Genomic DNA, 22,562 nt, shown 5'->3' with positions numbered 1-22,562 from the left:
TATTGCATCATAATTTTAAAACAACATTATATCAATTTTTTAAGACATGAAAAAAGTTATCGGCATTTTCTCTTTCATCTTATTGATGAGCGCAACTGCTATGGCACAGGAAAATCAGGCAGTACCTACTCCTGCACTTCCGGTTCCCGTAAAAATTACTCCTGAGCCGGCAACTCCCGCCGAAGCAGGACCTACCACCACCATTGAATTTGAAGAAACCGAATTTGATTTCGGCACTATTCAGCAAGGGGATAAGGTAGAGCACGTTTTTAAATTTAAAAACACAGGCACTGAGCCTTTGATTATTTCACAAGCCAAAGGTTCTTGCGGTTGCACAATTCCTGAATATTCCAAAGAGCCTATCGCTCCGGGAGAAAGCAGCATCGTGAAAGTGATTTTCAACAGTGCCGGCAAACGCGGTATGCAAACTAAACCCGTTACTATCACTGCCAACACAAACCCCGCACAAACCCGTGTTACATTGAAAGGCAACGTTGATGTAAAAGAAGAACCCACTGCTCCTTCAGCTGTAGGCTCTCCGGTAATTGCACCCGTACCTGCCGGCAGCGGTGACCACAACCACCCACACTAATTATTTAGTACTAAAATTTGTTTTTTTTAGAGAAGCTCCCCTTAAAAAGATAAGGGGAGCTTCTTTATTTTTATGAAAGAAAAAATAAAAATATTACTTTTTCTCAAATAAATTATTATCTTTGCCGCCAAATTATAAGCATTTTTTTTATTGACGCTCTATTTATTTTATACAAAACGATGAGTTTGACGAAAGCAAAAACACAGGAAATTTTTAAAACGTATGGCGGTACAGCAGAGAATACCGGTTCTATAGAAGGACAAATTGCGCTGTTTACCGAGCGTATCAACCACATCACCGCCCACTTACAAGTGCGCCCAAAAGATAAAAACAGCCGCCGTTCGCTGATAAAATTAGTAGGAAAACGCCGCGATTTGCTCAATTATCTGACGAAAAAAGACATTACGCTCTATCGTTCGTTGATTGAGAAATTAGGATTAAGAAAATAATACTTTTCACTTCCCTGTCGGAAGCGTTTTTTTATCGTATTTACATTTATTTTTTTTATCAGGAGGAATATAAGAAAACATGACGCTTATATTCCTCTATTTTTATTATTTTTAGTTATTTCTAATTTTTATGAATTTACAAGCCGTTTCCAGCAGCGTTGATATAGGCGATGGGCTGACTGTGACCCTCGAAACCGGTAAAATGGCGCGCCAAGCTGATGGAGCCGTTGTGCTGACCGTAGGCAAAACCGTTATTTTAGCCACAGTGGTATCTGCTCAAAAACCCCGCGAAGGTGTAGGGTTCTTTCCGCTTTCGGTGGATTATCAGGAAAAATTTGCAGCCGCCGGTCGTATTCCGGGAGGTTTTCATAAACGCGAAACCAAGCTCTCCGACTACGAAGTGCTTATTTCGAGATTGGTAGATCGTGCGCTGCGCCCGCTTTTTCCCGAAGGCTATGTCAACGATACCCAAATTCTTATCAGCCTTCTTTCTTCCGACCCCACCATTTTGCCCGACTCTTATGCAGCTTTGGCTGCATCGGCAGCTTTGGCAGTGTCGGATATTCCGTTCCCACACCTTATTTCTGAGGTGCGCGTGGCGCGTATCAATGGCAAATTTGTTATCAATCCGTTGCGTGCGGATATGGAAAACGCCGATATTGATATTATTTTGGCAGCCAGCTACGACAATATTATGATGGTAGAGGGCGAAGCCAAAGAATGTTCGGAAGAAGACTTACTCGAAGCTATTAAAACAGGACACGCTGCTATCCGCCAACATATCGATGCCCAGCACGAATTGGTACGCAAAGCAGGTGCAAAAGAAAAAAGAACAGTGGCAACGGCGGCAGTGAACGAAGAGCTCAAAACAAAGGTAGAGGCATTTTTGCAACCTAAAATTGCCGAAGTCGCCAAAGCCGCTTTGAGCAAGCAAGACCGCAAAGCGCGTTTTTCAATTATAAAAGAAGAATTAGGAGCATTTTTGGGCGAAGAAGCTACGGATGAAGATAAAGCCTTTGCTGCAAAAGTGTATGAAGATACCGAATATAGTGTTGTGCGCGAAACTGTTTTGAGCGACCGTATTCGCTTGGACGGCAGAAAATTGGACGAAATCCGCCCCATTGTTGCCGAAACCAGCATATTGCCTATGCCGCACGGCAGCGCACTCTTTACGCGCGGCGAAACACAATCGCTCACTACCGTTACTTTGGGCACGCCCGATGATGAACTGATGCTTGACAAAGCAGGAGGTATTGAATACAAGCAGTTTATTTTACACTACAATTTTCCGCCTTTCTCTACCGGAGAAGTAAAACCTATGCGTGCACCCGGACGACGCGAAGTAGGACACGGTAATTTGGCGTTGCGTTCTCTCAAACAAGTGCTGCCTTCTGAGTTGGAAAATCCTTATACAGTGCGCGTGGTGTCGGATATTCTGGAGTCAAATGGCTCTTCTTCGATGGCTACCGTATGCGCCGGCTCTTTGGCACTCATGGACGCAGGCGTAAAAATAAAAGCTGCCGTTTCAGGTATTGCGATGGGTATGATCAGTGACCCGCAAGACCCCAAACGCTATGCTATTTTGTCGGATATTTTGGGAGATGAAGACCATTTGGGCGATATGGATTTTAAAGTAACCGGCACAGAAAAAGGCATTTGCGGCTGTCAGATGGATATTAAAATTGACGGTTTGTCTTTTGAAACCCTCTACGAAGCCCTCTTGCAAGCAAAAAAAGGGAGATTACACATTTTGGGTAAAATGAATGAAGCACTCGAAAGCCCGCGTGCCGACTACAAACCACACGCCCCGCGTATTGAAACGGTTTTGATACCGCGCGAATTTATTGGTCAAATCATAGGACCCGGCGGAAAACATATTCAGGAGTTGCAGCGCACCACCGGCACAAGTATCAATATTGAAGAAGTAGGCGAACAGGGCAAAGTAACCATCGCTTCTGCCAACCGCGAAGGTTTGGATACTGCTATGGGGCGCATTCGTGCCATAGCTGCCGTGCCTGAAGTAGGAGAGGTGTATGATGCTATCGTAAAATCGGTGATGCCTTACGGCGCATTTGTAGAATTTTTGCCCGGCAAACAAGGTCTTCTGCACATTTCCGAAGTGGAACACCGCCGCTTGGACAGTTTAGATGGGGTTTTGAAAGAAAGCGACCGCATCAAAGTAAAATTAATCGGCTTAGACGAAAAAACCGGAAAATTCAAATTGTCGCGCAAAGTATTATTGCCGAAAGTATAGAAAGAATCTTTATTAAGATACAAGCACCCTTATCTTTTTTTGTTGGATAAGGGTGCTTTTTTTATAAGAATATCAACGTTTTATTTTTTTAAATCGTATCAACTTTTAGGTATATTTGGCTGCTATCGTTGTAATTGACAGCAGTATATAGAGCGTGCGGAATATAAATTTACATAAAATCTCATAAAAATCACTACTTTTGCGCCGCAAAGTCGTATAATGTGTCTTTGCACACGGAGGATATATCACTCAAACCTTCCGTTTATTTTTTAGCATATTATTTTTTTTGCTCCAATGGCTACTGTTTTTAAGAAAAAAATTTTAATTACCGGCGGTGCCGGATTTATCGGCTCGCATGTGGTGCGCCGTTTTGTACATTGCTATCCCGATTATTTAATCGTCAATATAGATGCCCTCACTTATGCGGGCAATTTGGAAAACCTCCGCGATATTGAAACTGCCCGTAATTATCGTTTTAAAAAAGTAGATATTTGCAAAGAAAAATTGCTGCAAGCTCTTTTTAAACGCTACAATTTTGATGGTGTCATTCATTTGGCTGCCGAGTCGCATGTAGATCGCTCCATTCTCAACCCCAATGCGTTTATATTTTCAAATGTGGTGGGTACGGTGAACCTCCTCAATGTATGTCGCCAACAATGGAAAGACCAGTTGGAAGACAAACGTTTTTATCATATATCCACCGATGAAGTGTATGGCTCGCTCGGCGAAACGGGTTTGTTTACCGAAAGCACCGCCTACGACCCGCGCTCGCCTTATTCCGCTTCCAAAGCATCCTCCGACCACTTTGTGCGGGCATATCATCACACTTATCATTTGCCTGTGCTTGTTTCCAATTGTTCCAACAACTACGGCTCGTATCAATTTCCCGAAAAACTCATTCCGCTTTTTATCCACAACATTAAAAACAAAAAGCCCCTGCCCGTATATGGCGATGGCAAATATACCCGCGACTGGTTGTGGGTAGAAGACCACGCTGCCGCCATTGACCTCATTTTTCACAAAGGTGTAATCGGCGAAACCTACAATGTGGGCGGCTTTAATGAGTGGCAAAATATAGAACTGATTAAAAAAATGTGTGAGATTATGGATAAAAAACTCCATCGTGCGGCGGGTACTTCGGCGCAGCTCATCACTTATGTAAAAGACCGCGCCGGTCACGACCGCCGCTATGCCATAGATGCTACCAAAATAAACCGCGAACTCGGCTGGAAACCCTCGCTCACTTTTGAAGAAGGATTGGAAAAAACGGTAGATTGGTACCTGAATAATGAAAGCTGGTTGGATAATGTAACATCGGGAGCGTATCAGCAATATTATGATAAACAATATGCGCAGCGTTAGACGCAATAGATAAAAAAAACGGATATTATTGTATTTTTAATATCAATTCATCTTTGAAGAAAAAAATGAACATTTCAAAAATTATCCTGCTTGCTATCGGGCTGCTGCTATTTCAGGCGGTGCAGGCGCAGTTTTATGGGGAAATTTTTGATAAAAACCGCAATAAAAATAATTCCCGCTCGATGCCGCGCCGCATCGGTGGCGACTTCGAACGCTTCGACCAAAGGGCTTTTAATCGCTACGATTTTGATGCCTACTATGCCGAAGCCGACTCCCTGCGCGAAATGGAACTCGCCAAAATGGATTCCATCGTCAGCAACCGACAGAAAATAGGTACTTCGCCGGAAGAATTGCGAAAATTGGGCGTAAACGACACCCTTATTGCCGAAATTGTGCGCCTCAACGAATTGCAAGACAGCCTCAAACAACTCGCTTTGGGGTTGGCTGCCAAGCAAAAAAGTAAAAACGCCACCGCCCAGCGCGACAGCATCTCCTTTGATGAATTAGATGAATTGATTCAAAAACAAAAAGATAAACTCATTGAAAAAGCATTTTCTTTGCCCGAAGCCGCCGTGTATGGACACGAGTTTTTTAGAAAAAACTTAGTGCATATCAGTAAAGAAAACGAAATAAAATTGTACCCGCCCGAAAACTATGTGCTCGGCAAAGGCGACCGCCTCAATATTACCATGTGGGGACGTGCCGACTTCAACGCCATTTATACCATAGACGACTATGGCGCGATTACTGTGCCTTTGGCAGGGAAAATTTATTTGGAGGGGGTCACTTATGCCGCTTCCAAAAAACTGCTGCAACAAAAAATGGAGCAGTTTTACGGCAAAGATGCCAACCAGTTGGAAATAACTTTGGTATATGCCAATATGATTAGCGTGCATGTGGTAGGCGAAGTTTTTAATCCGGGTACTTATCGTTTTCCTTCGGTCAATTCTGCTTTTAATGTATTGGTGGCAATGGAAGGACCTAACCAAATAGGCTCGGTGCGCAACATCAACATACAGCGTGGCGACAAAAAAATCGCCGATCTTGACGTGTATCAGTATTTGCTCAACCCCGACAGCAGGCAGGATTTTTTCCTCACGAACAACGATTATATCTTTGTGCCGCCTTTGGGCAAAGTGGTGCATATCAAAGGTGAAGTGCGCCGCAGCCACAGCTACGAACTCAAAGATGGCGAGGGTTTATTTGAATTGTTGGATTTTGCCGGCGGTTTGCAAGCCAATGCTTATACCAAAAACATCAATATCAAACGCTTTGTGGATAACCGCGAAGTGCTGGTGGGCGTAAATTTAGACAGCCTTCGTTCTAATAAAAGCAATTTTGCCCTGCTCAACGGTGATAGCATTTTTGTTTCTACCATTCCCAACTCCTTGCGCAATTATGTGGAAGTGATGGGTGCGGCGCGTGTACCCGGACGCTACCAACTCAACAAAGGCAACCGCATCAGCGATGTTCTTTACAAAGCCGAAGGACCGATGGAAGAAGCCGACTTAGACCGCGCATACGTGCTGCGCCTTGATGAAGATTTGCAAAAAGTAGTTCATACTTTCAGCCTCAAAGAGGTATTGCTCAATCAAAACTCGCCCGACAATATTTTATTACAGCCCTTAGACACGATACAGATTTTATCCAAACGCGATTTTAGAAAAGACTATACCGTTAATATTTCGGGTGAAGTGAATACTCCGGGCGAGTATCAATATGCCGAAGGTATGACGCTCTTGGATTTAATCAACTGGTCGGGTGGTTTTAAGCGCGAAGCTGGCAACAGCCGTTTGGAAGTGTCGCGCATGGTGCAGATTGAAGGTAGAAGTTCTTTGATAAAAAGTGATGAGCGCATCATTATGAAGCGGGTGGATATTGACGAAAACCTCAAAATGGACAGCACCAATGCGCTATATTTGCTCAAACCCTTCGACCGCATCTCGGTGCGCCGTTCGCCTGATTTTGAATTGCAGCAGAATATCGTCATCTACGGCGAAATTTATTATCCGGGCGAGTATTCCCTTATCCGAAAAGATGATAATGTGGGGCTTTTGATAGAGCGTGCCGGCGGTGTTACACCTTTTGCTTTTCAGGAAGGTACGCGCCTGTATCGCAAAGAAGACAGTTTGGGCTATGTGTTGCTGAATTTGGAAGATGTATTGCGCCGCCCCAAAAAATCGCGCTACAACTATGTACTCACCGAAGGCGACTCGCTCTATATTCCCAAAATCACCGATATCGTGACCTTGCAGGGTGCTATCGGTTTTTTTGATGTGGAATATTTGAGCCAAGCCGAAAAACAACAAATCAAAACCGACTCTCTTATTCAAATCAGTGTGCCGTATTTCGGTAAAAAAAGTGCCCGCAGGTATATAGAAAAATATGGAGCAGGCTACAACCGCTACGGCAAACACTCGCGCACTTATGTACAAATGTCTAATGGTGAAGTGCGCAAAGCCCGCAATTATTGGTTTTTTGTAAAATATCCGAAAGTGGAACGCGGTGCTACGGTGTTCGTAGATGTAAGCGACCGCAAGAAATTTGAGAAAGAACGTTCCGAACGGCGCAAAAATCGCAACTGGAACGATGCTTTCGACAGTTTTTCTTCTAAAATTGCTACTATTCTCACTATTTTTGTATTGGTACAACAAGCCTCTAAATAAAAAAAACAAAGCTACTCGTGCTGCATTGCCGTATTTTTTGTATTCACCCATGAATCGTATTCCTCCTCTCAGTCAGCCCTCCAATTACTTAAAAACGTGGCTTGCCAATTGGCAACGCTACCGACAGTCGTTGCGCCGCCGTTGGTGGCTGCTGCTGATATTGGCTTTGCCTTTGTTTGGCTTTGCTTATTATTTTAGCAAAGGACTGCGATCCACTTACACCGCCGCCGCTTCTTTTATGACCAACAACGACAGTGCTTCGGGCGTGAGCGGGCTGATGCAACTCGCCGGACAGTTCGGATTTGGCGTAGAAACGGGCAGCGACATCAGCAGCGAAAAACTGATGGAACTCCTCAGCAGCAAGCGCATTATTTATTCTACTTTGATGAAAACACTGAAAGACGAAGAAGGAAAAGAAGAATTGTTGATTAATTATTACCTGAAAAATTTTAATGTTTACGGCAAAGTAAAAGCACAGCAACCCGATATAGAAACAGAGGGTTTTTTATTTGCAAAAGATAAAAAAATAGAAGATTTTGATGTACGCGAAAATCTTTTGATGCAAGAAGTATATTATCAAATTCTCACTTCGGGCTTGGCGATTACTACTTCCAAAAGCGGTATTATACAACTGCGATACGCCACGCCTTCGGAGGTTTTTTCAAAATATTTTTTGGAGTATTTAGTAAAAACACTCAGCGATTTTTATGTATCAAAATCGGTGCAGGCACAGCGCGAAGCCTACGAATTGGTGAATAAAAGGGTGGACTCTATTAAAGTAACTTTGGGCAATGCCGAATACCGCCTCTCGCACTGGTACGACCGCGAACAGCCCAAAATACGTGCCGGTGCCGTAAGTGCCGACTCTTATGTGGATAAAATACGTTTGGAGCGCGATGTGGAATTTATGAGCGTGGTACTCGGCGAAGCCATCAAAAATCAGGAAATTGCTAAAATGAACTTAGACCTTCAAAAGCCGCTTATCCAAATTATTGATTTTCCGACTTTGCCTTTGGAAAAAAAAGACCCGCCTACCTTTAAATTTTACATCTTGGCTTTGTTTTTGGCTTTGCTCACTTGGGCAATTTGGGTATTGGTGCTGCAAATTATTCAAGATGCGTTGCACCATCAGCCGGCTGATGATTGATGTTTTTTTTAAAAAAATTACGACAACACAAAAAATATATAGCATATATAATAATCTTATGAAATTTATTCCTACGGATTTTCCCGAATTAATCATAGTAGAACCCTTGGTGATAGGCGATGAGCGCGGCTATTTTTATGAGTCGTATCAAGACGAAAAATTTAAAGCCGGTGGTATCAACGCGCATTTTGTGCAGGATAATCAATCTAAATCGTGTTATGGTGTTATTCGGGGAATGCACTACCAAATCGGCGAATATGCGCAAGCCAAGTTGGTGCGTGTACTGCAAGGGGAGGTATTAGATGCCGTAGTGGATTTGCGCCGCAGTTCGCCCACTTTCGGCAAAAAATTTGAGATACTGCTATCGGCTGAAAATAAAAAAATGCTCTACATTCCGCGCGGTTTTGCACACGGATTTTCGGTGTTGAGCGATGAGGCAGTTTTTGTGTATAAATGTGATAATTATTACTCCAAACAACACGAGCGCGGTATGCTCTACAACGACCCCGCTATGGAAATAGATTGGCGTATTGCCCCCGAAAAAGCCTTGATTTCGGAAAAAGATTTACTGTTGCCCGTATTCGCACAAGCAGATTACGACTTTTAAGGCGTATTTGATAAAATAATTTGGGATAAAAAAAGTTTTTTTTAACTTTTTTTCTATTTTTGTTAGCTATGATATTGTGTAGCTGATAACACTGGCGTATTGCCAAAAAAACAGGGCGTAAACCGAAAAGCCATACGAGTAGGTTTTTATTCACTTTTTTTATTCAAATTTTTTTTATGAAAAAGTTAGTTGCAGAGTTTTTAGGCACTTTTTGGTTGGTATTGGGCGGCTGCGGCAGTGCGGTGTTGGCGGCAGCTTTTCCGGAAGTGGGCATCGGCTTGGTGGGGGTGTCATTTGCTTTCGGTTTAACGGTACTCACCATCGCCTATTCGCTGGGGCCTGTGTCGGGGGCGCATCTCAATCCTGCTGTTACTGTTGGTTTGTGGACAGGCGGGCGCGTGTCGGTGTCTGATGTATTTCCCTATATTGTTGCCCAGATTTTGGGAGCGATAGCAGCTGCCGGTGTTTTGTATGTTATTGCTACGGGCAACGGTTCGGCGGTCGGCGATTTTGCGGCTAACGGCTACGACGACCACTCTCCGGGCAAATACTCTATGATGGCGGCGATAGTTACGGAGTTTGTGATGACCTTTATGTTTTTGATCATCATTTTGGGAGCTACCGATGCACGCGCGCCCAAAGGTTTTGCGGGTATTGCCATTGGTTTGGCTCTTACACTCATTCACCTCATCAGTATTCCTGTTACCAACACCTCCGTAAATCCGGCACGCAGCATTAGCCAAGCCTTGTTTGCGGGCGGTTGGGCTTTGGGTCAGTTGTGGCTTTTTATTGTGATACCGATTTTGGCAGCCGCCCTTGCCGGTATTGTTTATAAATCCGTCTTTGAAGAAAATAATTTATAAAAGTTGAAAGATTAAAATAAAAGGCACAAAAAAGCCGCTGAAAAATATTTTTCAGCGGCTTTTTTACTTTTTTTAGTTTTGTTTCAATTCTGTCAAATATACATTCGGCCTGTTGCCAAATGTTTGTTTTAGGTCATTGATTACTAACGCGCCAATAAAAAATTTTGGCAGGGTCAGGGCTTAGAATTTGTTAAAAAATATTAAAAATACTTTACTTATTTAGAATAAGTATAAATAAATATACTATTTTCGCCCTTCACTAAAAACCTATCTGTATATGTTGAAATCTTTGCAAAAAGACATTCCGGCGAGTATCGTTGTATTTTTGGTTGCCCTGCCTTTGTGTTTGGGCATTGCTTTGGCGAGTGGCGCACCCCTGCTGTCGGGCTTGATTACGGGCATTATCGGCGGTATAGTAGTGGGTATCATCAGTGGCTCGCCCACGAGTGTCAGCGGACCGGCGGCGGGTTTGTCGGCGGTGGTATTGTCGTCTATTGCTCAGTTGCAGCAATTCGAGATTTTTTTGGTAGCAGTGATGTTGTCGGGTATTTTTCAGTTTATCGGCGGTATATTGAAAGCGGGTATTATTGCGAATTATATTCCTTCTAACGTTATCAAAGGTTTGTTGGCGGCTATCGGTATTATTCTGATTTTGAAGCAAATACCGCATGCGGTAGGTTTTGACCGCGATGCGGAGGGTGAGTTTTCGTTTTTTCAGCCCGATGGTGCCAACACATTTTCGGAATTGTTGAATGTGTTTTCATATTTTACGTGGGGAGCGGTGCTTATTTCGGTTTTTTCTATACTGATTATGATACTGTGGGACAAAACGCCTCTGAAAAAAATCTATTTTTTCCCTTCCTCTTTGTTTGTGGTATTTTTTGGCGTATTGCTCAACAGTCTCGTTTTTAAAAATTATTTTCCTGCCTTATATATAGAGCCTTCACATTTGGTGAATATTCCGCCTATTGATGGTGTGTCGTCTATGATTACATTCCCTTTGTTTTCGGCAATAGGGCAATATCAAGTGTGGGTGGTAGCCTTTACGCTGGCACTCATCGCTTCTTTGGAAACGCTGCTGAATTTGGAAGCCGTTGAAAATTTAGACCCGCACAAGCGTCAAGCCTCGCCCAATCGGGAGTTGGTGGCACAGGGAGCGGGTAATTTTTTGTCGGGCTTGCTCGGCGGCATTCCGCTTACTTCGGTTATCGTGCGAGGTTCGGTCAATGTGCAAGCCGGAGCCGAAACCAAACTTTCCGCCATTTTGCACGGCGTACTTTTATTGGTGAGCGTCTTGTTTTTCAGTCAGTGGCTCAATCTCATTCCTTTGGCATCATTGGCGGCTATTCTGCTGATAACGGGCTATAAGCTGGCGAAAATATCCCTATTTCGGGAAATGTACCGCAAAGGCTACGACCAATTTATCCCCTTTGTAGTTACCATTCTGGCTATTATTTTTACGGATTTGTTGGTGGGTATTTTAATCGGTTTGTCGGTGAGTATTTTCTTTATACTCAAAAGTAACTACAAAAATCCCTTTTTATTACACAAAGAAAAATCAGCCGAAGGCAAAGAATTATTGGTGGTGGAATTGCCCAATCAGGTATCTTTTTTGAACAAAGCCGCCATTAAAGAAACTTTGTGGGATTTGCCCGAAAACTCCAACGTCATCATTGATGCTTCTTACAGCAATTATATCGACAACGATGTGATGGAGGTATTGCAGGATTATCAGAACACGATTGCTCCCGAAAAGAACATATCCTTGGAAGTAAGAGGATTGAAAGTGCGTTTGTGAGATAAGGAATTTCGTTGTTGATTATTACAATATTATCGCTGTTTTTTAATTTATTAAGAGCAAAGCAAATCGTTTTTTATCATCACCGCCAATTCCTGATGGGCAGGTGTCCATATTTCTGCCCAAGCCAAGCCCATTGCTTTGAGGTCGTATTGTTTGAGCAAAGTGCCGTAGTCGGCGTGCTGCCCGTTGGCGAGTGTGGGGTGCCCGACAATATAAATGGAATCTGCCAAAGATACCGCCAAATCAATATCGTGGGTGCTGAACAAAATAGTATTGAGTTCGTGGTTGCTGCTGATGAGCGAAAAAGCTTTTTTTACCTGCTCAATATTGCCGACATCTAAGCCGCTGAAAGGCTCGTCCAAAATCATAAAATAGCGCGAGTTGAGTAGTTGCTCCAAAATGGCGGTGCGTTGGCGTTGTCCGCCCGACATCTCGTTGGGGTAGTGGTGTTTTACTTTTTCCAAGCCCCATTGTTGGAGCATCGTTTGTATTTTATCTTCTTTTTCGCCATCGGAAAGTGGGCTGTTGCGCAAGGCAAATCGCAAAGCCTGATGCACTGTTTTGTGGCGAAACAACGTGTATTTTTGATTAACAAAGCCAAATTCGCCCTCTTTCACGGCTTTTAAGGTGGGCTTTGAATGGTTGGTAGCGTGGTCGGCGAGCCATATCTGTCCGGTTTTGGGGCTTTCTAAACCCGCCAATACCCGAAATAAAGTAGATTTTCCGCGCCCCGACCTGCCCACAAAGGCGATGGTTTGCCCTTGTGATTGTTGGTAGTGGGGGCGTTGTACATCTTTTTCTTCAAAAGAAACATCTTTAATAATGGTTTTATCGCCATATACCACACTCACATTTTCTACTTTCAAAATGGTATGGTTAAGGGTGAAATGTTGCATGATTGTGAACAATGAAGGGAAAATAAAAAATGAGAGCAAGGAAAAAATAGCTGCTCAAAAATTAGGCTGTGAATAGCGGAACAATATTTTTCGTATGGCACTCAGTGTCCAATCCAATAATAAACCCACGGTTAAAATAACGATTTGCAAAGCCACCATTCTGCCGTGATTCATAAAGCGGTCGCTATTTTTAATCAATACGCCCAAGCCGCCTGCCGCCACCAAAATAGATTCTACCGTTACGAGCATCATCCATACAATCGCCAGATTTTGCCGCAGCACATCTACTACATAATCCAATCTGCCTTTTATCACCACTTCCCACAGCACTTCCCAACGGCTGCAATTGAGCGAGCGGGCGTGGTCTATTTCTTCTTGCGGAATATCTTTTAGCACACTGAGCAAAGAAGTGATGAAGTACAAACTCATAAATACCACCAACACCCACACTTGCATGGTGCGTGCATCGGATACCAAAATGGCGAGATAAAAAGTGAGTCCGGTGAGGGGCAAATAGCGCAGACGGCTCAGAAACTGCGCCAAAGGCTTCACAAAAGGCAAAGGCGACAAATACACGATTGTCAAAGAAATGAGCAAAGAGAATAAGGTGGCTTGCAGGCACAAGCCGAGCGAGGCAGCGATGTGCATCACCAAACCCTCATTGAACAGATCCTTCAAACCCTGCCACACACTCTGAGGCGGCGGAAACAATTTTTTTTCGCCGCTGGTGGCTATTATCCAGTAAAGCAACAACCCCACTATCCATATCAAAGCGATGAAGAGGCGGTTGTTGCGGTTTATTTTTTCAAAAGGACGGAACCACGCTTTTATATCCATTCTTTTACTTGTATTTTTTTTTAAAAGAAGAAAGAAATAATGAAAAATGGAAAACAGTCTTGTATAAAAGAAAGGAAAAACTTGTTGTGATATTGCTTTATTTGAGCAAGGTCAGTTCTACGCGGCGGTTTTTGGCGCGTCCGCTTTCGGTGTCGTTGTCGGCGACGGGTTCTTCAGAGCCTTTGCCGTCCAATCGTTGGAAGCGGTTGCCCGGAATGCCTTTTTGCATCAAAAACGTTTTTACGGCTTCGGCGCGTGCCCGCGACAAGGAGATGTTGGCTTCTACGTTGCCCACATTGTCGGTATGTCCCACGATTTCTATTTTAGAATCCTCCGCCTGAATGAGCAAATTATAAATTTGGTTCAATATATCGGTGGCTTCGGGGCGCAGGGTGGCGCGTCCGGTATTAAAATTAATTTGCCACTGCCCCGATGCCAGCAGCGTTTTTGCTTTTTCTTTATAATCTGACGCGTATGCCGTTCCTTCGTCTATGTTGGCGATATTTTTTAAAAACGACAAATTTACAGCTTCTTCGTAGGGAATAATGCGTTTTACATTTTGGTTAAATCCCGCCGGATTGAGTTCTTTCAGATAGCGCGATACTTGGTCATATACGGCTTTGTAACGGCTGATGCCATCGCTGCCTAAGCCGTAATATTGGCGGGCATCTGCTAAATTAAACACCCGCGAGCCGCCCATATTATAAGTAATGCCGTTTTTTTCGCCTTTTTGCCCCTTGAACATATTGTACCAATAATCGCCGTTTTCCAACTGATAGGTAGCTGCCACTGCTTCGGCAGCTTTGCGCCGCCACGAGTCGTATTGTTTCATTTGGTTAGATGCGGTATAAGCCGCTTTGAGCATATTGCTCACCGTAGTGTTGTTGTTTTCAGCCCATTCTTTTACCATAATAATAGTGGTAGCCATTTGGTTGTTAAATTCTTTGGTGGAAACAATATCGGTAAATCCGTCCAAAGCATCAAATACCATTTTGTCGCCGGGAGTCCAGGTGGCGCAGCCATCTACTTTTTTGTTGATGGTTTTTCCGGTGGCTTTGCCGTCTTTTACTTCTTTCAGCGGCACTGTCCAGCCTTCTTTCTGCGATTTGATGAGTTCTTTGGCAGATTCTATATAGTCGTCATTGGCAGAAGGGTAAAAATTAACCGCATCGGCATCGTAAGTACCCGGGTCGGGGTTCACTTTAAGTCCGTTGGCAAAGGCATAGTTCACTGCCGTCACCCAGTCGCCGTCGCCGAGTACTGCCGAAATAAAAGCACCTTTGAGGGTTTGCGGGTCTAATTTCCATTTCGGCGGACCGATGAGTTTATCTTCTCCGTAGCTCAATCCCACGCAGCCCACCACTTGCAGGCTGTATTTACCTTCGCCGTACTTGTCGTTGAGTGCCTGTTGGGTAGAGCTGATATAATACGGCGCACCATCGCCCATAATCATCACGCCCACCACGCCGTTTTTAGGGTTTTTGTTTCCTTTATCGTATTCTTCTACAAATTTGAGGTGTAAGTTGCGCAATTCCGAGAGCCAGTCCTGACGGATAATCTCTAAGTTTACGTTGTTTTTTTCCATTAACGAGCTTTCGGTGCTTCGTGTGCCGCCGTTGGCAACAATAATCCCCGATTGAGCATTCCACGCATAAGCCCCCAAACGCACTAAGGGTTGGCTGCTTACTTTGGAAGATGCATTGGAAGTCGGCAAAGACAATTCGGCGGAGGTACTTACATTATTTACATCATCGCCCGAAACTTCGATGCTATCTAATTTTTTGGCTTCGCCGATTTTGATGCCGGGGGCAAATTTGATTACCAAATAACTGATCAGCCCCACAATAGCGGCTGTAATAAGAATACGCGAAAAAGGTGTTAATTTAGCCATAGGATATAAAAGTTTTATTGTCAAATAACTTTTTTGGGTTATAAAGTTTGCTGATTTATATTTTACCATTTATACAACGCTATTTCAGTGCTGTATATATTGTGTAAAAAACATTGTGTATGGTAGTGAAGTTCCATTTTTTAAAGTAAATATACTGTTATTTTTAACAATGTGCCATTATATTACAATTTTTGGTAAAAAAACAAAAGCCGCAAAACTTTTGCGGCTTTTGAACAGAAGTGATGAAAAATGAAAAAATATTTTCACTATTTCAAAATCATGGTTTTGGCATCTATGCGCTCACTGTTGATGAGGAGTTCGTATATATAAGTACCCTTGGGCAGGTTGCGGGTGCTGATTTTGACGTTTCCGTTTCCTGTTTCGGAGAGTTCTACCGTTTTTACTTCCTGTCCCAAAGCATTGGTAATACGGAGTTGCGCATTTTTTGTTGATGAGGGTAAAAAGTAGCCGATATTGGTTTCGCCGTTGAAAGGGTTGGGGACATTTTGGAATAATTGCGGTGTTTCGTTGCTGCTGCCTTCCAATAAGGTGGAAATGCTATGCGTTTTTTCGCCTGTATTATCGGTATGGCTCAATAAGGCTTCCAAACGGGCGAGGCGTTCTTCCAACTGCTCAATACGTTTGTCTTTTTCCGTCAAATCATTTTGTTGTGCTGATATAGTTTCCTGTTGCTCCTGCACGGCTTTCACCAAACTCGGCACAAAACCAGCGTACTCTATGCTGTAATTATCCGTAGGATTGGTAGGTGCATTTATGCCGTCAAAATTATATCCTATTTTTTGTGCCGTTGCCTCCACTTCCTGCGCAATAAAACCGGTTCGTATTTCCTGATTGGCATTGTCAATTTCTTCGCTGGAAGGGTAGTAGCGTGCCGCAATGCTGTCGGGCATTTGGGCGGTGATATGATGCTGTAATTTATCGATATTTATTGTATAAGTAACCGGACGAAGTTGATTGATAAACTCCAAACCGGGGACATTTTCTTTTACATTATCTTTGAACCGCCCGTCACTAAGGTTGCTCCAGTTGGCATAGCCGCCGATAACCGTATTTGCTAGATTGGAGCCAATTACATGTTTTCTATTGGCATTCGTTACAGCATTATAACCGATGGCAGTGGTGAAGCTTAAATTTCCGATGCTTACATTCGCGGAGTTCCCTATTCCCGTGTTGTGATACCCTATGGTGTTGGAGGTGAGTGCAGCCCTACCATTTGCCGTGTTGTAATACCCTGTGGTGTTGGAATAGAGGGCATTCATACCATTTGCCGTGTTGTAATACCCTGTGGTGTTGGAATAGAGGGCATTCATACCAGTTGCTGTGTTATAATCACCTGTGGTGTTACTATAAAGAGCATAATATCCATTGGCGATATTATAAGAGCCGGTAGTGTTGAATGAAAGCGCACTTTTTCCATTAGCGGTATTGGAATTGCCGGTGGTGTTGGATGAAAGAGCACCATGCCCATTCGCAGTGTTGTAGTATCCAAAGGTATTGGAGCGAAGGGCATAATATCCATTGGCAGTGTTGCCAATACCGGTGGTGTTGAAACGAAGGGTATAATATCCATTGGCAGTGTTGTAGGAGCCGACGGTGTTGGCGTAGAGAGATTTACTGCCTACTGCTGTATTACATATTGCCTGTTGTTGTGGAATAGTAGCACCAGTGCCATTCTTGTACAAAGCACTGTCGCCTATCGCCACTATCTCTGAGCGGTTATTGTTGTACAAAACTCCCCGTCCTATACCTATATTGCCTGTGGTAGCGGCATTATTATCAGGTGCGCCGGCATTGATACCGATGTAAATATCATTGCCGGTAGTCGTACCTAATTCCATTCGTCCGCGTATTTTGGCATTTCCATAAACATCAAGAATAAAATTTTGTGCAAAACTGTACTGACCAACAAATACACAGCCAAAAATGAGGCTGCATACTTGATAAATGTTTTTTTTCATGTTTGATTTCGATTGGGTTTGATAAAAAAAAATAATAAATATCTACAGAATTAGGTTACAGCTAAATTGCTTGTTATTTTGTTTTTTAGCTTAAACTCAATGCTGATATAGCCAAAGTTAGTTTGTTTTTTTAATTAAAAATAAAATATATATGAAATTAAAAAAATAAATAGTTTTTAAATAAATAATTAATTGAGGTAGTAATAGCGTTGTTTCTTTAAACCCCTCTCTAAAAGAACAGAATTATTTTGATTGTGAATGATAAAAAAAACCTCCTTCGTTTTTTTATAAAAATATTTATCTTGTGCCAAAAGTGAGCAATACTCGTTTTTCATCACGGGCTTTTATCTGCATTTATTTTTTATGAGTAAAATTATCTTAGAAGTCAATCATTTAGAAACGCATTTTCGTACCGAAGAGGGTTTGGTAAAAGCGGTGAACGATGTGAGCTTTTCGCTCGCACAGGGCGAAACACTCGGTATCGTGGGCGAGTCGGGTTCGGGTAAGTCGGTGACTTCGCTGTCGGTGATGCGCCTCATTCCGAATCCGCCGGGTATTATTGCGGGCGGGCAAATGCTGTATCGTACCCGCGACGGCAAAGAAACCGATTTGACAAAAGTGCCGGAAGACGAAATGCGCCGCTATCGCGGCAACGAAATCTCTATGATTTTTCAAGAGCCGATGACCTCGCTCAATCCCGTTTTTACTTGCGGCAATCAAGTCGTAGAAGCCATTCGTTTGCACCAAAAACGCAGCACCGCCGAAGCAAAACAACTCACATTGGATTTGTTTAACCAAGTGAAACTGCCCACGCCGGAGCGTATTTTTACCAGCTACCCACACCAGTTGTCGGGTGGGCAAAAGCAACGGGTGATGATAGCCATGGCAATGAGCTGTAATCCGCAGATTCTGATAGCAGACGAACCCACCACCGCCTTAGACGTAACCGTTCAAAAAACTATTCTGGAACTGATGTCGGATTTGAAATCGCAATACAATTCTGCCATTATGTTCATTACGCACGATTTGGGCGTAATTGCCGAAATCGCCGACCGCGTGCTGGTGATGTATAAAGGAAAAATAGTAGAACAGGGGCGCGTGCTCGATATATTTACGAACCCGCAGCACCCTTACACCAAAGGACTGCTGGCTTGTCGTCCGCCGCTCGGCAAACGCCTGAGCAAATTGCCCACTGTGTCGGATTTTATGAAAGAAGATGCCGCCGGAAATATCGTGGAAGTGCCGGTATCCGTGGAGGCGATGGTGCAGTCGGTGGAGGTATCGCCCGAAGCCACCCGCGCCCGCTTCGACACCCTGCACCGCCAAAAACCGGTGCTGGAAGTGAAAAACCTGAAAACTTATTTTCCGTCCAAAACCAATTTTTTTGGCAAAGTATTAGATTATGTAAAAGCCGTAGATGATGTGAGCTTTGAAGTACACGAAGGCGAAACCCTCGGTTTGGTGGGCGAAAGCGGCTGCGGCAAAACCACCCTGGGGCGCACTTTGCTGCGTTTGGCTCCCGCTTACGGCGGCGACATTGTGTACAAAGAAAAGCGCATTTTGCAATTGGGACAGGAAGAAATGAAGCAACTGCGCGAAGAAATGCAAATCATTTTTCAAGACCCTTACTCTTCGCTCAATCCGCGCCTCACTATCGGCAATGCCATTATGGAGCCGATGCAGGTACATAAAATATATGCCAACGACCGCGAGCGCAAAGAGCGCGTGATAGATTTGCTGCAAACCGTCAATTTGAAACCGGAGCATTTCAACCGCTACCCACACGAATTTTCGGGCGGACAACGCCAACGCATCTGCATTGCACGCGCTTTGGCTCTGAACCCCAAATTTATCATTTGCGACGAGTCGGTGTCGGCATTAGATGTATCGGTGCAGGCGCAAGTGCTGAATTTGCTGATAGAATTGCGCGAAAAATTCAAATTTACCTATATCTTCATTTCGCACGATTTGTCGGTGGTGAAATTTATGAGCGACCGTATGATGGTGATGAACAAAGGAAAAATAGAAGAAATCGGCGTAGCTGACGATATTTACAATAATCCGCAAACGCCCTATACCCAAAAACTCATCGCCGCCATTCCGAAAGGTCGCCCCGAAGATATACGCCGCCGCTTAGAAGAAGCTGCTGCCTTGCGTGATATTTAAAATAAAAAATAGTAAAGTGTTGTGGCATTGATAAAAAATGTATCTTTGCACCATACTTTTTTGCAACGTTCCTGTCAGAGAAAAACAGGAACGTTGTATTTTTTTTACCAAAAATCTGTGTTTTTTGCGTATTGATTGATAGAAAATAAAATATATAGAAAAAAATTACAAAAAAATCTATTTTTAATGCAATAAATATTTTTTAATAAAAAAATCAAGCAATACTCTTTTAAAATAAACTTCAATAATAATATTTTCAATAAATTGAGTGATTGAAAAAAAAATACACACCTGAACATTTAACTGCATTACACTTTTAACACAATATCATTTTATTTAAAAAATATGGCAGAAATCAAATATTTTACCAAAGAAGGTTTGGAGCGATTGAAAAAAGAATTGCACGAAATGCAAACCAAAGGCAGAGCCGAAATGTCGCGCCAGATTGCCGAAGCCCGTGAAAAAGGCGATTTGTCCGAAAATGCCGAATATGATGCCGCCAAAGAAGCGCAGGGTATGCTGGAAATGAAAATAGCCAAGTTGGAAGCCGAATTATCCAATGCCCGCCTCATTGACGAAAGCAAATTGGATAGTTCCAAAGCATTAATACTCTCTACGGTGCGCCTCAAAAACCTCCAACTCAACAAAGAATTTAAGTATAAATTGGTAACAGAGTCGGAGGCAAATTTGAAAGAAGGCAAAATATCCGTAAAATCGCCCATCGGCGAAGGGCTGCTCGGCAAGCAAGTAGGCGAAGTAGTGAGCATCAAAACACCCGGCGGTTTGATGGATTTGCAGGTAATAGAAATTACAAGAGAGTAATTTTTTTAAAACTTTTTTCTAAATATGGCGAGTATTTTCACTAAAATCATCAACGGCGAAATTCCGTGCTATAAAATTGCCGAAAACGAGCAGTTTTTCTCCTTTTTAGACATCAGACCGGTAGAAAAAGGACATATTTTGGTTATTCCCAAACAAGAAATTGACTATATTTTTGATTTGGACGATGCTTTGTTGGCAGCTATGATGCTGTTTGCGAAACGTATCGCAAAGGCTCTGAAAAGCGTAGTGCCCTGCGAAAAAGTAGGCGTATGTGTGTTGGGCTTGGAAGTGCGCCACGCTCATATTCATTTAGTGCCTTTGGACGAAAAAGGGATTATTGATTTCAAAAAACCGCGCGTACAGATAAGCGATGCCGAGTATCAAGCCTTAGCAGCCGCTATCCGCGAAGCCTTATCTACACAATAGAAAATGCGGCAGCAATCCGACAATTCTTCTCACGGATATTTTTTTATATCCATTTTTTTTCATTTTTTTAATAAAAAACAGCATTTACTATTTCATACAATATGCGCAAAAAACTCATAGCGGGCAATCTTAAAATGAACCTTTCGCTGCACGACATCACACTCCTCACGCGGGCTGTTGCCGCTTTTGCTCCGCAAATACCCGCTGCTGTGCAAGTATTGTTGTGTCCTACTTTTGTACATATAGCCGCCGCCAAACGAGTGGCAGGGCGCAAAGTAAAAATCGGGGCGCAAGATTGCAGCGAACACCTCAAAGGAGCATATACAGGGCAAATCAGTGCGGCAATGCTCCAAGAACTCAAATGCGATTATGTGATTGTGGGGCACTCCGAACGCCGCCAATATCAGCACGAAAACGATACGCAATTAGCAGCAAAGATAAAAACAGCCTTGTCGCAGGGATTGAAAGTGATTTATTGCTGTGGCGAAGTATTGGAAGAGCGCAAGCGCAATGAACATTTTAAAGTGGTGAGCCGTCAGATACAAACGGCATTGTCGGGATTTTCGGGCGAGGATTTGCAGTCGGTGGTGATTGCTTATGAGCCGGTGTGGGCGATAGGCACGGGTGAAACCGCCACGCCGCAGCAAGCACAGGAAATGCACGCTTTTATTCGGAAAGAAGTGGCAAAATTAGCGGGCGCGGCGGCAGCCAGACGTATGCTCATTTTGTATGGCGGCAGCGTAAAACCCTCCAACGCCCGCGAACTCTTTACGCAAGCCGATGTGGACGGCGGCTTGATTGGCGGTGCAGCTTTGGTAGCCGATGATTTTATTGCCATTATACAAGCGGCTTGCTAAAATGTTTTTTCTTTTTTATTTATTAAAATAATCACTCTTCTTTTCTTTTTATATCATCACGCATGAGCACCCATATAGAAGTTCATTTGCAGGTAGATGACAGCGAATATATTGCGCTGTTGGTGGCAGAATTGAGCGCACTCGGATACGACAGCTTTTGGGAACTGCCAGACGGCTTGAAAGCCTACATTGAACATCACCACTACCAAGCAGACGATTTGCAGACACTCCTGCAACGCTATGCGCCGCAGGTGGCAGTTGCTTTGTTGAGTGCCGAACCTCTGGAAGAGAAAAACTGGAATGAAGAGTGGGAAAAAAACTTTGAACACATCGCTATTGAAGATAAAATTCTGATAAAGGCGGTGTTTCACGACATCAGCGGCGAAAATTTTCATCATCAGTTGCTCATTTCTCCTAAAATGGCTTTCGGTACGGGACATCACGCCACCACCTATTTAATGTTGCGGGCGATGTATGATATGGATTTTGCGGGGAAAAAAGTGTTGGATTTCGGCTGCGGAACGGGTATTTTGGCGGTGTTTGCGGCAATGAAAGGAGCAACAGCGGTGCTGGCGATAGACAATGACGAGTGGGCAACGGAGAATACCGCCGAAACAATGGCACTTAATGGCATTTCGCAGCAGCAGATACAGGTGGAATTAGGTGAAAAATCCTCTTTTGTAGCCGATACTTTTGATACAATTCTGGCAAATATCAATTTGCATGTGCTCTTAGATGCCATGCAGGAACTCCGCAATGCCCTCCGCGCGGGCGGCACCCTGCTGTTGAGCGGTATTCTATCCACCGACGAAGCCGCCATTACCGCCGCCGCCCAAGCCGTTGGTTTGGAGCATCTCCGCACCGCCGAGCGCAATAATTGGTTGTGTATGGCGTTTGAGCATAAGACTTGAAATTTTTTCCAAACAAACAATAGACGAAACATTTAC

General features: G+C 43.5%; 18 protein-coding genes. 14 read left to right on the top strand and 4 right to left on the bottom strand.

The features are described 5' to 3' along the window. Positions 1–46: 46 nt before the first annotated feature. From IPL35_15640 to IPL35_15600, 9 genes are all read left to right on the top strand, one after another. Positions 47–592 carry a DUF1573 domain-containing protein gene (locus tag IPL35_15640; GenBank protein ID MBK8444746.1) on the top strand — a complete coding sequence of 182 codons (546 nt, stop codon included), beginning with the start codon at positions 47–49 and terminating at the stop codon, positions 590–592. 179 nt (positions 593–771) lie between these two features. Further along, complete coding sequence (gene rpsO, locus IPL35_15635; GenBank protein ID MBK8444745.1) at positions 772–1,041, top strand: 30S ribosomal protein S15; 270 nt, start codon at positions 772–774, stop codon at positions 1,039–1,041. Between the two features lie 130 nt (positions 1,042–1,171). Continuing rightward, positions 1,172–3,295, top strand: a complete 2,124-nt coding sequence (gene pnp, locus IPL35_15630) for a polyribonucleotide nucleotidyltransferase (GenBank protein MBK8444744.1) — start codon at positions 1,172–1,174, stop codon at positions 3,293–3,295. 294 nt (positions 3,296–3,589) lie between these two features. Further along, complete coding sequence (gene rfbB / locus IPL35_15625; protein MBK8444743.1) at positions 3,590–4,657, top strand: dTDP-glucose 4,6-dehydratase; 1,068 nt, start codon at positions 3,590–3,592, stop codon at positions 4,655–4,657. A 65-nt stretch (positions 4,658–4,722) separates the two neighbouring features. Continuing rightward, positions 4,723–7,323, top strand: coding sequence for an SLBB domain-containing protein (locus IPL35_15620; protein MBK8444742.1), 2,601 nt, complete (start codon positions 4,723–4,725; stop codon positions 7,321–7,323). Between the two features lie 49 nt (positions 7,324–7,372). Further along, positions 7,373–8,470 (top strand): hypothetical protein, encoded by a 1,098-nt coding sequence (locus IPL35_15615; GenBank protein MBK8444741.1) that lies wholly within the window; start codon positions 7,373–7,375, stop codon positions 8,468–8,470. 58 nt (positions 8,471–8,528) lie between these two features. After that, positions 8,529–9,077: a dTDP-4-dehydrorhamnose 3,5-epimerase gene (gene rfbC / locus IPL35_15610; GenBank protein MBK8444740.1), complete on the top strand. Its 549-nt coding sequence runs from the start codon at positions 8,529–8,531 to the stop codon at positions 9,075–9,077. A 176-nt stretch (positions 9,078–9,253) separates the two neighbouring features. After that, the gene (aqpZ, locus tag IPL35_15605; protein ID MBK8444739.1) at positions 9,254–9,940 is read left to right on the top strand and encodes an aquaporin Z; all 687 of its coding nucleotides are present in this window, start codon (positions 9,254–9,256) and stop codon (positions 9,938–9,940) included. Between the two features lie 277 nt (positions 9,941–10,217). Next, positions 10,218–11,738: a SulP family inorganic anion transporter gene (locus IPL35_15600; protein ID MBK8444738.1), complete on the top strand. Its 1,521-nt coding sequence runs from the start codon at positions 10,218–10,220 to the stop codon at positions 11,736–11,738. Between the two features lie 53 nt (positions 11,739–11,791). Here IPL35_15600 and IPL35_15595 read toward each other — a convergent pair whose 3' ends face one another. The 4 genes from IPL35_15595 to IPL35_15580 all read right to left on the bottom strand — a co-directional run bounded on the left by IPL35_15595 (position 11,792) and on the right by IPL35_15580 (position 17,344). Then, positions 11,792–12,637 (bottom strand): ATP-binding cassette domain-containing protein, encoded by an 846-nt coding sequence (locus IPL35_15595; GenBank protein MBK8444737.1) that lies wholly within the window; start codon positions 12,635–12,637, stop codon positions 11,792–11,794. A 54-nt stretch (positions 12,638–12,691) separates the two neighbouring features. Further along, a complete protein-coding gene (locus tag IPL35_15590) occupies positions 12,692–13,474 on the bottom strand; it encodes a hypothetical protein (protein ID MBK8444736.1) in 783 nt (260 codons plus the stop codon). Positions 13,475–13,571: 97 nt separating this feature from the next. Further along, on the bottom strand, positions 13,572–15,365 hold the full coding sequence (locus IPL35_15585; protein ID MBK8444735.1) for an OmpA family protein: 1,794 nt from the start codon (positions 15,363–15,365) through the stop codon (positions 13,572–13,574). A gap of 266 nt (positions 15,366–15,631) precedes the next feature. Then, positions 15,632–17,344 (bottom strand): tail fiber domain-containing protein, encoded by a 1,713-nt coding sequence (locus tag IPL35_15580; GenBank protein ID MBK8444734.1) that lies wholly within the window; start codon positions 17,342–17,344, stop codon positions 15,632–15,634. Between the two features lie 363 nt (positions 17,345–17,707). Between IPL35_15580 and IPL35_15575 the strand changes: the two genes are divergently transcribed. The 5 genes from IPL35_15575 to prmA all read left to right on the top strand — a co-directional run bounded on the left by IPL35_15575 (position 17,708) and on the right by prmA (position 22,526). After that, the gene (locus IPL35_15575) at positions 17,708–19,510 is read left to right on the top strand and encodes an ABC transporter ATP-binding protein (GenBank protein MBK8444733.1); all 1,803 of its coding nucleotides are present in this window, start codon (positions 17,708–17,710) and stop codon (positions 19,508–19,510) included. 345 nt (positions 19,511–19,855) lie between these two features. Next, complete coding sequence (gene greA / locus IPL35_15570) at positions 19,856–20,332, top strand: transcription elongation factor GreA (protein MBK8444732.1); 477 nt, start codon at positions 19,856–19,858, stop codon at positions 20,330–20,332. A gap of 24 nt (positions 20,333–20,356) precedes the next feature. Further along, positions 20,357–20,758 (top strand): HIT family protein, encoded by a 402-nt coding sequence (locus tag IPL35_15565; GenBank protein ID MBK8444731.1) that lies wholly within the window; start codon positions 20,357–20,359, stop codon positions 20,756–20,758. A 101-nt stretch (positions 20,759–20,859) separates the two neighbouring features. Further along, positions 20,860–21,615: a triose-phosphate isomerase gene (locus IPL35_15560; protein ID MBK8444730.1), complete on the top strand. Its 756-nt coding sequence runs from the start codon at positions 20,860–20,862 to the stop codon at positions 21,613–21,615. 62 nt (positions 21,616–21,677) lie between these two features. Then, a complete protein-coding gene (gene prmA, locus IPL35_15555) occupies positions 21,678–22,526 on the top strand; it encodes a 50S ribosomal protein L11 methyltransferase (GenBank protein MBK8444729.1) in 849 nt (282 codons plus the stop codon). The last annotated feature ends 36 nt before the right edge of the window (positions 22,527–22,562 follow it).

This window comes from Sphingobacteriales bacterium, assembly GCA_016711285.1.
Taxonomy (GTDB): domain Bacteria; phylum Bacteroidota; class Bacteroidia; order Chitinophagales; family UBA2359; genus JADJTG01.
The sequence above is the reverse complement of the archived record's forward strand: the minus strand, read 5'-3'. Positions and strand labels throughout refer to the sequence as shown.